14 protein-coding genes are annotated in these 13,695 nt (G+C 38.2%); 7 read left to right on the top strand and 7 right to left on the bottom strand.

The window, feature by feature from the left end; translation table 11 throughout:
• Window positions 1-9: 9 nt before the first annotated feature.
• The 4 genes from KYH19_RS09030 to nirB are packed head-to-tail and all read right to left on the bottom strand — an operon-like array spanning window position 10 to window position 4,763.
• Entirely contained in the window at window positions 10-1,377 is a 1,368-nt protein-coding gene (locus KYH19_RS09030; protein ID WP_255562600.1) for an MFS transporter, read from the bottom strand.
• Between the two features lie 34 nt (window positions 1,378-1,411).
• Window positions 1,412-1,807 (bottom strand): hypothetical protein, encoded by a 396-nt coding sequence (locus KYH19_RS09035; protein WP_255562601.1) that lies wholly within the window; start codon window positions 1,805-1,807, stop codon window positions 1,412-1,414.
• 58 nt (window positions 1,808-1,865) lie between these two features.
• Window positions 1,866-2,213: a nitrite reductase small subunit NirD gene (gene nirD / locus KYH19_RS09040; RefSeq protein ID WP_121285009.1), complete on the bottom strand. Its 348-nt coding sequence runs from the start codon at window positions 2,211-2,213 to the stop codon at window positions 1,866-1,868.
• A 36-nt stretch (window positions 2,214-2,249) separates the two neighbouring features.
• Entirely contained in the window at window positions 2,250-4,763 is a 2,514-nt protein-coding gene (gene nirB, locus KYH19_RS09045) for a nitrite reductase large subunit NirB (protein WP_219078432.1), read from the bottom strand.
• Between the two features lie 249 nt (window positions 4,764-5,012).
• On the opposite strand from nirB, the gene cobA reads away from it, so the two are divergent.
• Window positions 5,013-5,777 carry a uroporphyrinogen-III C-methyltransferase gene (gene cobA / locus KYH19_RS09050; protein ID WP_219078433.1) on the top strand — a complete coding sequence of 255 codons (765 nt, stop codon included), beginning with the start codon at window positions 5,013-5,015 and terminating at the stop codon, window positions 5,775-5,777.
• Window positions 5,778-6,055: 278 nt separating this feature from the next.
• Here cobA and KYH19_RS09055 read toward each other — a convergent pair whose 3' ends face one another.
• Complete coding sequence (locus KYH19_RS09055; protein WP_219078434.1) at window positions 6,056-6,775, bottom strand: DUF481 domain-containing protein; 720 nt, start codon at window positions 6,773-6,775, stop codon at window positions 6,056-6,058.
• Between the two features lie 249 nt (window positions 6,776-7,024).
• On the opposite strand from KYH19_RS09055, the gene KYH19_RS09060 reads away from it, so the two are divergent.
• A complete protein-coding gene (locus KYH19_RS09060; RefSeq protein WP_219078435.1) occupies window positions 7,025-7,876 on the top strand; it encodes an SDR family oxidoreductase in 852 nt (283 codons plus the stop codon).
• A 32-nt stretch (window positions 7,877-7,908) separates the two neighbouring features.
• Window positions 7,909-8,733 (top strand): ion transporter, encoded by an 825-nt coding sequence (locus KYH19_RS09065; RefSeq protein ID WP_219078436.1) that lies wholly within the window; start codon window positions 7,909-7,911, stop codon window positions 8,731-8,733.
• A gap of 47 nt (window positions 8,734-8,780) precedes the next feature.
• Here the strand turns inward: KYH19_RS09065 and KYH19_RS09070 are convergent, their stop codons facing one another.
• Window positions 8,781-9,095 carry a hypothetical protein gene (locus KYH19_RS09070; protein ID WP_219078437.1) on the bottom strand — a complete coding sequence of 105 codons (315 nt, stop codon included), beginning with the start codon at window positions 9,093-9,095 and terminating at the stop codon, window positions 8,781-8,783.
• Between the two features lie 166 nt (window positions 9,096-9,261).
• On the opposite strand from KYH19_RS09070, the gene KYH19_RS09075 reads away from it, so the two are divergent.
• The 3 genes from KYH19_RS09075 to KYH19_RS09085 all read left to right on the top strand — a co-directional run bounded on the left by KYH19_RS09075 (window position 9,262) and on the right by KYH19_RS09085 (window position 12,550).
• Window positions 9,262-9,945 carry a DUF4142 domain-containing protein gene (locus tag KYH19_RS09075; protein ID WP_219078438.1) on the top strand — a complete coding sequence of 228 codons (684 nt, stop codon included), beginning with the start codon at window positions 9,262-9,264 and terminating at the stop codon, window positions 9,943-9,945.
• 113 nt (window positions 9,946-10,058) lie between these two features.
• Window positions 10,059-11,834 (top strand): FAD-dependent oxidoreductase, encoded by a 1,776-nt coding sequence (locus KYH19_RS09080; protein WP_255562602.1) that lies wholly within the window; start codon window positions 10,059-10,061, stop codon window positions 11,832-11,834.
• 119 nt (window positions 11,835-11,953) lie between these two features.
• Window positions 11,954-12,550 carry an FMN-dependent NADH-azoreductase gene (locus tag KYH19_RS09085; RefSeq protein ID WP_219078439.1) on the top strand — a complete coding sequence of 199 codons (597 nt, stop codon included), beginning with the start codon at window positions 11,954-11,956 and terminating at the stop codon, window positions 12,548-12,550.
• An 87-nt stretch (window positions 12,551-12,637) separates the two neighbouring features.
• Here KYH19_RS09085 and KYH19_RS09090 read toward each other — a convergent pair whose 3' ends face one another.
• Window positions 12,638-13,000, bottom strand: a complete 363-nt coding sequence (locus tag KYH19_RS09090) for a PleD family two-component system response regulator (RefSeq protein WP_219078440.1) — start codon at window positions 12,998-13,000, stop codon at window positions 12,638-12,640.
• A 292-nt stretch (window positions 13,001-13,292) separates the two neighbouring features.
• Between KYH19_RS09090 and KYH19_RS09095 the strand changes: the two genes are divergently transcribed.
• Window positions 13,293-13,607 carry a hypothetical protein gene (locus KYH19_RS09095; RefSeq protein ID WP_132402316.1) on the top strand — a complete coding sequence of 105 codons (315 nt, stop codon included), beginning with the start codon at window positions 13,293-13,295 and terminating at the stop codon, window positions 13,605-13,607.
• Window positions 13,608-13,695 lie beyond the last annotated feature (88 nt).

Below are 13,695 nucleotides of genomic sequence, written 5' to 3' on the forward strand. Positions count from 1 at the left end.
TGTTAGTCTTTATTTGCCAGGGGTAAGCACGAGGTCTTCTATTTGTGATGTTTTTTGTGCCATAACGGTTCTGAAGATGAATACTGCCACGCCAATTCCGAGAATAATAAAACCAAGTAGTGTAAAAGCACTGGTATAATCGATCAGATCTTTTTGAACGTTAAGGCCATTTTCGATTACATTTTTAGAAGCATGACTGGCTTTGGCTTTAAACATAAAAGCAATAAGCATGGCTCCGATATTTCCGCCAGCACCTACAATACCAGCTACACTGCCAACCGCAAGCGGATTAATGAAAGGAACAAGACTATATGTTGCGCCATTGGCCATTTTTAAACTTAATCCGAAAACAAACATCATGAAAATGGCCATACCGATATTGCCCGATTTTGCGAACCAGATTAAACCAACCCCTTCCACCAAAAGCAATAAAGCAAGTAAAAGTGTTTTGCCATCAAATCCCCAGGTTTTACCAATTTTATCGGCAACAATTCCGCCCAATGGCCTGGCAAAAATATTAATCCAGCCAAAAATACCTGCAACCATACCCGCTATAGCTATAGTTGCACCAAACGAATCAGTAAAAAAGATCGGGGCAAAGTTATCTACCGTAATTTCTACACCAAAACATGCTGCGTAGGCAATGGTTAAAATCCAGGTGCGATAATCTTTGGCTGCGATTAAAAAGGTGTTTTTAGTGCTTTTTATGCTTTCATCTTTTAAATCCTTAAAATCTCCTTGTGGGCTATCTAAAGTATAGCGGTGATATAAAAAAGCACAGATCAAAAGCATTACACCCGGAAATATCATGGCATAACGCCAGCTGTCTTCTGTACTGCAAAAGCCTAGCGCGGTAATGCCTGATGCAATTAAAGGCATAAATAAATTGGCTGCGCCACCACCCGCGTTACCAAAACCACCTGCTGTTGCATTTGCGGTTCCCTTAATATTGGAAGCAAACATAATGGAAGTGTGAAATTGGGTGATTACAAATGAAGCCCCAATTACGCCAATGGCCAGGCGGAAAAGTAAAAATGAAGTGTAAGAATGACTGGTTCCGATCAATAGTACGGGAATGGCGCAAAGCACCAGGAGCCAGGTGTAAATCAGTTTAGGACCAAATTTATCAATCAATCTTCCGATGAGTAAACGGGCAATTATGGTAGCCGATACGGAAGCAATTTGGATATTACCCACCTGATCTTTGGTAAGATGAAGTTGCTCTCTCGCTATCTTCATTAAAGGCGCCATTCCGAACCAGGCGAAAAAACAGAAGAAGAAAGTTAACCAGGTAATATGAAAGGTTTTCATCTGAACACCTTTAAGCGAAAATATATTAAGGTTACCAAGCGGTTTAGTTGTAGTATTCTGTGTCATAATGGTTGATGTAAGCGTGATAAATTGATTTCTGTTAAAATTTATAGCCTAAACCTACACCAACGTTCCACTCACCATTTTTGACTGCAGTTTTAGGATTATAGTATAAGGGTACTTGTAAGGCTACATGCCGAAATGCCGTTGTTAATCCAAAGCCAAGGTTAGGGGTGAGGGCAGCATTTTTTGGCGCGCCGGCAGCTACTTTATCTTCTTTAATACGTAAACTTGGAAGTAACCCTAGTAAAACTGTGTAAGGTTTTTTGCTGAATTTTATGCTTGGACCGGTACAGTTTATAAAAGCACCATGATCCACGTAACCGGCAACGATAGTTCCATCGAATAAAACGGCTTTAGTTTGCGATTTAGCAGAAAAAAAGAACAAGGTAAGTGCAAGGCAGCCTGTCATGGCTACATAATTAGAAATTTTCATGTCGGTTTGGTTTAGGTTAAATCTTTATCCGGTAAAGTTTAAATCTTAAGGGGTCAGGTTAAGATTTTGGCGTAGTGCCAATATAAACAGTTCCGTTTTCTACCTTTACAGGATAGGTTTTTATGGCGCATTCGTCGCCGCTTAAACATTCGCCGGTACTCAATGAGAATGTTTTTTTGTGAAAAGGGCAGGCTACCTTAGGTTCATCGGTAGTGGAGCCAATCATTCCACGGCTCAATGCCATTTGCTTTTTGTGCGGGCATTCGTTTTGCGTGGCGTACCACTCATTTCTCCTGGTGAAATAAAAAAGTGCAATCTGATCTTCACCATGTTTTACGCAAACGCCACCGTTCTCAATGGCATCCTCGACTCGGCAGGCCGCCAGCCAATTTGATTGTTCATTCATCATTTAGGGGTTTATTAGGTTTGTAAAGGTTCTTGATTAAACTGTTTTCCATTCAGCGGTTCTCTTTTGCCCACGCATTTCAACAAATTCTATAGTTGGGTCTTTGTCTTCAGGTGCATTTACAAAATGAGAGAATCTTTTTCTTATGGCAGGGTTTTCAACGGCTTCTTTCCACTCACATTTATAAGAGGCGATTAAATTCTCAATTTCATTTTCCCACTGGGCTGCCATGCCTAAACTATCGTTTGTAATTACATTCCGTAAGTAATCTATTCCGCCATCCATTTTATTCAGCCAGGTTGCGGTTCGGGTAAGTGGATCTGCTGTTCGGATGTAAAACATCAAAAATCTGTCGATGTATTTAATGCAGGTTTCACTATCGAGATCTGTTGCCAGTAAAAGGGCATGTTGAGGCTTGCTTCCACCATTTCCGCATACGTATAAGTTCCAGCCTTTTTCGGTGGCAATAATGCCAAAATCTTTACTTTGGGCTTCTGCACATTCCCTGATACATCCACTTACCGCTGATTTGAATTTATGCGGTGCACGGATACCTCTGTACCGCTCTTCTATTCTGATGGCAAAACTCACGCTATCATGCAAGCCAAATCTGCACCAGGTGCTTCCTACGCAACTTTTAACTGTTCTTAAGCCTTTTCCGTAAGCATGCCCGCTTTCAAAACCTGCAGCAATTAATTCCTCCCAGATAACAGGAAGGTCGTTTAGGTGTGCACCAAACATATCTATCCGCTGGCCGCCTGTAATTTTGGTGTAGAGGTTGTATTTTTTAGCGACCTCGCCAATTACAATCAATTTGTCTGGTGTAATTTCTCCACCCGGAATCCTTGGTACTACAGAATATGAGCCACCTTTTTGAATGTTGGCCAGAAAACGGTCGTTGCTATCCTGAGCTACGTCGTTTCCTTTTTTAAGAATCATTTCGTTCCAAAGACTGGCAAGGAGTGAGGATACCAGCGGCTTGCAGACTTCGCAACCATCATTTTTACCCAAAGCATCCAATACTTCGTCGTAACTTTTTAGTTCATGAATGTGAATGAGGTCAAAAAGCTCTTGCCGGCTATAATTAAAGTGCTCACAGATTACATTTTTGATGTATTTACCCTGCGATTTTAAAGTATGACTCATTAAATCTTTCACCATCGGCAAACAGCCGCCACAACCTGTGCCTGCTTTGGTACATTTCTTCAGGTCATCAATATTTTCGCAAGAGCCGTCTGCTACTGCAGAACAGATATCGCCTTTACTAACACCTTCACAACTGCATATTAATGCACTATCTGGTAAACCTGTAATTCCCGCTCCGCCTGCAGATTCACTGCCTCCACGCGCACCCAATATCAGTTCTGCCGGATCTTCTGGTAAAACAATTTTGTTATTAGAGGTTTGCAACAGCAGGTTATACGCTGTTGCATCTCCAATTAATATACCTCCTAAAAGGTATTGCCCGTCATTACTAACATTTATTCTTTTATAAACTCCTTTGTGTTTGTTTTCGAAGATGATGGTGCGGCAATCCGGCTCGGTGATAAAATTATCACCAAAACTGGCTACATCGATGCCAATCAGTTTTAGTTTGGTACTCATATCAAATCCTGTGAAGGTTTTGTCGCCTTCACAAAGGTTCGCAGCCAGCACTTCGGCCATTTCATAACCCGGAGCAATCAAACCATAAATCATTCCGTCGTATAAAGCACATTCGCCAATAGCAAATACAGCCGGATCGTTGGTTTGCATTTTTTCGTCAACCACAATACCACCACGTGGACCAACCTCAATGCCGCAGGCTTTCGCTAGTTCATCGCGTGGTTTTATGCCCGCAGAGATTACCAGCATATCAACATCTAAAGCGGTATCATCACTAAACTTTAATGCAGTAATACGGCCATCACCTTCAATGCTTGTGGTGTTTTTATTTAAATGGATCTGTAAACCTAAATCTGCCAGCTTTGATTTAAGCATGTCGCTACCAGCAGCATCAATTTGTCGCGGCATTAAACGTGGCGCAAATTCAATAATACTGGTTTTTTCAATCCCCAGATCTATCAATGCTTTAGCGGCTTCTAGTCCTAATAAACCTCCTCCTATAACTGAAACTGTTTTTGACTTTTTTGCATAACTACTAATAAGGTCAAGATCTTCTATAGTACGGTAAACAAAAACACCTTCTTTCTCAATTCCGGGGATGTTAGGAACAAATGCGCCAGAACCCGTAGCAAAAACAAGGATATCGTAGCTATAATCTAAACCATTGGCGGTGTAAACTTTTTGAAGATTGCGGTCTATTTTAGTAACCGGGTTGTTAAGAAATAGGGTAATATTTTGTTCCAGATACCAGTTTTCTGTAGAAAGGGAGAGGTCGTCGGCGGTTTTGCCATTAAAATATTCACTTAAATGAACACGATCGTAAGCCCTAAGGGGTTCTTCTCCAAAAACAATAAGATTAAAAGAAGAAGTTTTTGACCTAAGCTTTTCGCAGAATTTATATCCCACCATTCCATTTCCTATTACGATTATTTGTGGTTCTTTCATAAATCTCAAGGTGTTTAGTGTTTTTTAGTTTCTGTTGGCTGTTTTTATTCCAGATTATTTGTTTTGATGTTTTTTATCATCAAATAATCATGATTAAATTATATATTTTAATATTTATATGATTTTTGATATACAAATATATATTTTAATTACTTAAAAGTTAATAAAGAATGATTTTTATCATAAAATATTTAACTTTTTAATAAATTTTCATCACTTTTATATTTAAATAGTTAAATCATTAAAATTATGAATCAAAAAACTACTGATTTTGGACTTTTTATAATGGGCGGAGGTCCTGGAGACCCGGAATTAATCACAATGAAGGCGTTTAATGTATTAAAAAGAGCAGAAGTTATTCTTTATGACAACTTAAGTAATGAAAAATTGCTCGAAATTGCTCCTACAGCCTGTAAAATGATCTATGTTGGTAAACAACCTTATGGAAAATATACCCCACAAGAGAAAATAAATGAATTAATTGTCGAAAATGCCCAAAATTACCAGGTAATAGTGCGTTTAAAGGGTGGAGATCCTTTTATTTTTGGTAGAGGATTTGAAGAATTGATTTATGCGGAGACCAGGGGGATTAAATGTCATTACATTCCAGGTATAAGTAGTATGCAGGGCGCAGGTTTTATCGATGTGCCTTTAACACACCGTGGAATTAGTGAAAGTGTTTGGATCCTTACCGGAACCAAGAAGGATGGAAGTTTAACCAACGATTTAAAATGTGCCATGAAAAGTTCGGCTACAGTAGTGATATATATGGGTATGAAAAAAGTTGGCGAAATTTCTAAAGCCTATTGCGATGCGGGTATAGGTGACATGCCTGCTGCAATTATTCAGCACGCTACCTTACCCAATCAAAAACAAGTAGTATGTTCGGTGCAGCATTTACAGGAATCTGCAGAACAGGCGGGTTTAACTTATCCGGCCATTATTATCATTGGTAATGTGGTGCAGGCTAAAGCTTATGCGAGTCTGAACCAGGCAGAATTGTTGTCAGCGTAAATAGATTCATTAGTTCAATTGTCATTGGTTTAACGGGTTAATTAATGCCAAAAGCTCAAACGCAGGCTTATTTCGTGATAAACAGGAGCTTATAGCAATTTCTAAAATCTTAACTTTCTTAACTTCTTAATGGTCAGCTAATGGCGTAAGTGCTTAAATTGGTTAATTGACTCCCAGCTCCAACTAAACAGCCCTTCGACTCCGCTCAGGGTGACTAATCTAAATAATCTACTCAAGACTTTGGACTACAGACTGAGGACTTCGGACTGAATGCTAACCTAAAAATATTTATCAAGTGTTAACCCGTAAGTGAGGTTCAAGTTTTCGCTCCTGGTGATATTCAGCTTATTATAGTTTAATGCTGTAGTTAAACTAATCCACTTGCGAAGTTTTAACCCAAGAGTTGCCGATGAACGGATAATGTAATCACCTTTTCTGGAGAAGGAATTCTGCAAAAAATGATTCCCGTCAATGGTAATCAGGTTTTTGATTATAAAATGATATTGTAACCTTAATGAATTCCGATAAGTGTGGTAGCTATCACCTACAATTAAGCTACTTTGATCAAATAATACCCCATCACTCAGGTTGATATAAGCATTGGGTTTATCTAATACGCTATAGGCGATGCCTCCACCAGCCAGCAATTGATTTTTTAATTTTAAAGAATAACTTGTATTGTAATTCACTAAACCCCAATAATAAAAATGAGGGAAGGTTTTATACAGGTTAAAATTTAAGGTAGTAGAAAAATCGTTATTGGTTAAACTGTTGTTCTGTTTACCATAAAGCCAGGCTGAAGTAGAATTCAATACGAAACTTTTCTTTTTAAGACCAAAATTTAGTGCATTATTCAACAAATAGGCACGGTCTTCATTGGTTCGGTTAATCGATCCGGTTGAAGTAAGCAGAACATGGTAATTGGTACTATCAGCATATTGAGCAAAGGATTTCGCATAAAAAGAGCAGAATAAAAGTGATAGCAAAACAAACTTCATAAATAATTTAACATCAACTGCCCCTAATATGTTTAGCCTGATTTAATTTAGATCGTACCATTTAGTAACAGAAATATATTCAATGGTTCCAGGTTATTTCATCCTTTTCATTTTTATAACCTGCAGATATCAGTTCGATCCGGAGTTCTTCTTGAACATTCATCTTGCTCATTTTCGATTTATAAAAAACTTTGCCGGTGCATGCTTGTTTATTGAACAGTTGAATAAGTTTTAACTTGAAATTGAAGTATGAAAACTCAAAAAACACCTGCTAAACAGAATAACCAACCAGGCATAGAAGCTAAGATGGATCCAAGACCAGAAGTAATTAAAGCAAATTATAAGGGAGCAGGAAAATTGAATGATAAGGTCGCATTGATTACCGGTGGAGATAGCGGCATTGGCCGTTCAGTAGCAGTTCATTTTGCAAGGGAAGGTGCTGATGTAGCCATTGTTTATTTAAATGAAGATATTGATGCTAAGGAAACCCGGAAAATGGTGGAGGCTGAAGGTAGAAACTGTTTATTAATTAAGGGCGACGTTAAAAAGCCTGCATTTTGTAAAAAAGCTGTCGAAACAACCGTCAAAAAATTTGGAAAGATCAATATTCTGGTCAACAATGCGGGAATGCAGGTTCCTCAGAAAGATCCGAAAAAGATTGACGATAAACAGCTGGAAGATACATTTCGCACCAACATATTTGGTTATTTTTATTTTGCTGATGAAGTATTAAAGCATTTTCAGGCAGGAGATGCGATTATCAATACCACTTCAGTAACGGCTTATCGCTCTTCGCCAAACCTGATCGATTATTCTTCAACTAAAGGCGCAATAACATCATTTACCCGTTCACTCGCTACAAATTTAGCCAAAACAGGGATCCGTGTAAATGCGGTGGCACCCGGACCAGTGTGGACACCACTCATCGTGTCTACTTTTGACGAAAAAAAGATCAAATCTTTTGGGAGTGAAACGGCAATGGAAAGGGCAGGACAACCCTCAGAACTTGGACCATCTTATGTTTTCCTGGCCTCAGATGATGCCTCTTTTATTACCGGACAGGTAATACATGTTAATGGTGGAGAAGTGGTAAATGGGTAATTTCTGTTACCTTTAAAACTCCTTGAAAAATTATGGCATCAGATTCACCTAAAGATTGGCGTTTTAAACTACACGAAGTTATTTACGAATCGAATACACCTGCGGGTAAAGCTTTTGATGTTGGGTTATTAATTGCAATATTTTCAAGCATTATTGTGGTAATGCTTGATAGTGTTGTTGGTATTCACCAACATTATGGTAAGCTGTTCAATGTCATGGAATGGATTTTTGCCGCACTCTTCACCATCGAATATATTTTAAGGTTGGTGAGTATCCGCAAACCAATCAGGTATGTCATCAGTCCTTTGGGTATCATAGATTTGATTGCCTTATTACCATCTTACCTAAGTATATTTTTTATTGGCGCACAATCTTTGTTGGTTTTTAGGGCGTTAAGATTGCTGCGTGTTTTCAGGATTTTCAAACTGGGACATTTTTTAACAGAAATTAATTTCTTAACCCAGGCCTTAAAAAACAGTGTTCGAAAAATCAGTATCTTTCTGTTAACGGTTTTAACCATCACCGTAATTCTGGGCTCGATTATGTATTTGGTAGAAAAGCGGGAAAATGGGTTCTCAAATATTCCAGAAAGTATTTATTGGGCCATTGTAACCATCACTACTGTTGGTTATGGCGATATTTCCCCTATTACGCCATTAGGTAAATTTGTCGCCTCTGTAGTCATGTTGATCGGTTATGCTATTATTGCTGTACCCACAGGTATTATTACCCATGATATCGCTATGGCTGCAAAACATAAAAAAGAAATGCCAGAATCGTGTCCAGGTTGCAGTAGGGAAGGGCACGATAGTGATGCCCTGTTTTGTAAATATTGCGGATCATCTCTGTTTAAATAAAAATGCCAGACTATTAAAATCTGGCATCTTTAACGAAAATTATTGGTTTATAACATTTCACTATCTTCCTCATCATAAGCATTTGGATCTTTATCCAGTTCTTCTATATCTGATTCATTATAGTCATCTGTTTCTGTTTCAGCATCGTCATCTTCTTCTTCGTCTTCCGGACCTTCAATTTCTTCATTTAATTGTGTGCCTTCACCATCAGCATATTGCACTTCATCCTCTGTATATTCATTATCTTCAGATGACTCAGGAGTAGCATGACCATCGGCTGCATTTCCTTCCGAACGGTTGATCTGGAACTGTTCGATGTTTTGAATTTCTTCTTCTGGTTGATTGTTTTCTAGATTTTCCATAGCATAAATATTTTCTTATAAGAACAGGTTGAAAACAGATTAGGTTTAGGTAAAATGTAAATTATTAATCCCTATACGTTGTAAGTTTTAGGCAGTCAATATTTTCCCTAAACCTTTTTACTTGTTAACAGGTTTTATTAATGTATTTACCTTTAATTAATCTACAATGAAAAACCATTTCAATACCAGGAAAATAGCTTTAGTAGGAATGATCATTTCAACAGCGTCGTTTAATGCATTTGCAAAAGCAGAATGGCATTATACAAGATCATTTGATTACATCCAGCAACAAGATAGTTTAACCACTGCACAATTTTTGCAACAGGCGACTATTGCCGGAATGAAAGAGGTATCAACCGGTAAACTTGCGGCAGAGAAAGCAACAGATAAAAAGATAAAGGCATTTGGCCAAATGATGGTTGATGATCACACCAGGGCAAATGAAGAATTAAGGGCATTGGCGAAAATTAAGAAAGTAAATTTACCAATGAGCATGCCGGAAGGTGAACTACGACCAGATGGAAGGGTAGATTCGGCACCTGACAACATGCGGGATACCTCAAGAACCAAAAATGCCGGAGGTGAAGCAGGCAATACCGGACTGGCAAAAAAACCCACGAATGGTGCTACTGAAGCTGACGTGACCAATGCGATTGAAAAATTGAAAAGCTTAAATGGGGCTTCATTTGATAAAGCTTATGTTGATATGATGATTGCCGATCATCAAGATGCAGTTTCTTTATTTGAAAAGGCAACGCAGTCTACGGATGTGGAGGTTAAAGCATATGCGAATAAATATTTACCAGTATTAAAAAAACATTTAAAACGGATTCAAGCCCTGGCTAAATAATAGTTTTAAGTTATTTAGCATGGTAAATTTTGCCCTTATGCTATAATAAAATCGATTTATACTGGATTTGCAAGTTTAAATAATTAATATATTTGTTTAAACCTAACCAATATATGTTGCCAGCAAAAAGTTTTTCAGATGTAGGATTTTTAGTCCTTTCACAACTAGAAAGTGAAACCCAATATGCAGAAATTTATAGTAAATGCTGTAGGTTTTGTTTGCAGATGCTCCTCATACCAACGAAGAAAATTGTCTTGTGCTTTATAGCCTTATGCTCAATCTTTTTTACGGCTTATGCTAAGCCAAGAGCGCAACACTATCAGGCAGATATTGTAATCTATGGTGGAACATCAGCCGGTATAATTGCAGCCGTACGAGCTGCAAAGATGGGTAAAAGCGTTATCGTAGTTTCACCCGATCGGCATTTAGGTGGTTTGTCATCTTCAGGGTTAGGTTTTACCGACACGGGAGACAAATCAGTAATTGGTGGCCTTGCCAGAACATTTTATCAGAAAGTTTATCAGCATTACCAGCAATCTGGAGCCTGGGAATGGCAGAAAAAAGAAGAATATGGCAATAAAGGACAAGGTACACCTGCTATTGATGGGAAAGATCGGACCATGTGGATTTTCGAGCCTCATGTTGCTGAGCAGGTTATGGAAGACTTTGTCAAAGAAAATAAATTAAAAATTTACCGCAATGAATGGCTGGAGCGAAAACAGGGGGTAAAGATGAAAGATGGCAAGATTATCAGTATCAAAACCTTATCCGGCAAAATTTTTAATGCAAAAATGTATATCGATGCCACTTATGAAGGCGATTTAATGGCTGCAGCTAAAGTAAGCTATCATGTGGGCAGGGAAGCAAACCATACCTATAACGAGAAGTGGAATGGGGTACAGGCGCTGGTTTTTCAGCATGGGCATTATTTTAAAAATAATACCGATCCTTATCAAATTCCCGAAGATAAAACAAGCGGCCTGTTACCAGGTATTTCTACTGATCAACCTAGGCCGAACGGAACGGAAGACCATAAAGTTCAGGCCTATTGCTACCGGATGTGCCTGACTGATCAACCAGAAAACAAAATTGAATTCCCGAAACCAGACCGCTACAATGCCAGGGATTACGAGTTGCTGTTAAGGGTATTTAGCACTGGCTGGAATGAGCTTTTTAATAAATACGATCCTATTCCGAACCATAAAACAGATACCAATAACCACGGACCATTTAGTACCGATTTCATCGGAATGAATTATGCCTATCCTGAGGCAGACTACACAAAGCGCAAAGAAATTATTAAAGCCCACGAAAATTATCAAAAAGGATTAATGTACTTCATGGCCAACGATCCGCGGATGCCCGAAAAAATTCAGCAACAGGTTAGAAAATGGGGTTTGGCAAAAGATGAATTTAAAGATAACGGAAACTGGCCCTATCAGCTTTATGTACGGGAAGCCCGGAGAATGATAGGAGATTTCGTAATGACGGAGAACGAAGTGCTCGGCAAAAAAGAAGTGCTAAATCCGATAGGGATGGGGTCTTATGCCTTAGACTCTCACAATGTACAACGGTATGTAACCGCTGAAGGATATGTGCAAAATGAAGGCGATATAGGGGTGAACGCACCGAAACCCTACAGTATTTCCTATCAGGCCATTGTGCCCAGGAAAACCGAATGTAAAAATTTATTGGTACCCGTTTGTTTGTCATCATCACATATTGCGTACGGATCTGTACGGATGGAGCCTGTATTTATGATCCTGGGCGAATCAGCTGCTACTGCTGCCTCTTTGGCAATAGATCATAAAGTCAATATTCAGGATGTAAATTATAATGAATTAAAAAACTTGTTGTTAAATCAAAAGCAGTATTTAACGCTTAAATAGGCCCTTTTTTATGGAAATGAAATTGCTACTATACCAAAGGATAGCGCTATCCTTTGGTATAGTAATAGCTTTTTGATACTTCGTATCTATAATTTTGCCAGACATAAAAAGGCAAAAAAATGAAAATATTACATCTAATATCAAGCCCGAGGGGTGAAGCATCTTTCAGTATTAAATTGGGAAATGCAATTGTTGAAAAATTACAGGCCGCAAATCCTGGAAGCACTTTAACTACACGCGATCTTACCAATACCCCATTTCCCCATTTGGAAGAGGTACACATCAATTCTTTTTTTACACCGCTAGAAAATCACACGGCAGAATTTACGGAAGCGATAAAACATTCGAATGAGGCTATTGCCGAACTTAAAGATGCTGACGTGATTGTAATCGGTGCACCGTTGTATAATTTCGGCATTCCTTCTACTTTAAAAGCATGGATCGATCATATTGCACGTGTCGGTCAAACATTCAGCTACTCAGAAAAGGGCCCTGAAGGTTTGGTAAAAAACAAAAAAGTATACCTGGCGATTTCTTCCGGTGGTGTATATTCAGAAGGACCGATGAAACCTTATGATTTTACAGAATCTTATTTAAGATCCGTTCTTGGTTTTATGGGCATGACCGATATTACCGCATATCGAGCAGAAGGCGTAAGCATCCCGGATTTAAAGGAAGTGGCTTTGGATAAAGCAATCGAAAGTATATCAATTTAGATGGTTAATTAGTCATTAGTTCACTGGCCATTAGTAAAATTAAATAATCGACTAAAGACTGTGAACTAATGACTTTGAATTAAAAGATTACGCTGCTAAATATTTATCAACCCTGCTGGCAAAATCATTCAGATCAAAAGGTTTATTGATAAAATCTTCTGCATCACATTTGGCCTTCACTGCGTTCAAGTGGTTATTGGCCGACATCATCATAACCGGAATATCATGTGTTTTAATATTTCGCTTGAGGGTATTGCAGATGTCCAGCCCGTTTCCATCTGGTAACATAATATCAAGAATTACCATATCTGGCAGATGTTTACTCATTTGAAGCCAAAAATCGTTGGAATTAGGGCAGGTCTTTACCTCATAAAGTTCTTCGATCAATAAAAATTCGATGATTTCCCTGATACTCGGATTGTCTTCCACTACATAGATGCACTTTTTCATAAGCTCTACTTTTATTATATGGATAACTTACCTAGCTATCAGATGTTTAAGATAGTTATACACAATATAAGAGTTATTAACCTTCATCATCGCCCGTGTCATGCATTTCTATAATTTTCATGTTGACTAAAAAAAATATAAAAATAAATTTTGATACTAATTTTTTTAGTATAGATTTGCTTTTGAAGTGACAGAATACAAAGAATTTTAAGATAACTCTTTGTATTTAAAAGATGATTTTAAACAAAAAGCTTCTAACTTGGTTTTGTTTGCTGATATATTTATTTTTTATATGACCGTTACCGTTTTAGCCATATTCGAAACAGATTTTAGACCAGATCTTTCATTAGGTAAAATCATGAATGAAAGATTGAGAGTTGCTGCCGCAGATTTACAGGATATCCATTTGCAGCATTTACAAGCCATTGGGCAACGTAACGACGATCTGGTGGTGTATATCAGTTACAACCCAAAATATAAGATTAAATGGCGTGTTGTTAACGATGTGCCGGAGGATGTAGAAAACTTCGTAGCGCAAACCTGTGGTAATTTAGGCTACATCCATTGGAAAACAGCTTCTGTTAATGTTTTTAAGGGAAGTGAATAGTTATGAAATACTTTTAAAAAAAAGATCGTCATCTCGCCTGAAGCGCAGAGGAATGGAGAGATCTATCTAGACAGATTTTGCTTCGCAG

The sequence above is a fragment of the Pedobacter sp. D749 genome, assembly GCF_019317285.1.
Lineage (GTDB): Bacteria > Bacteroidota > Bacteroidia > Sphingobacteriales > Sphingobacteriaceae > Pedobacter.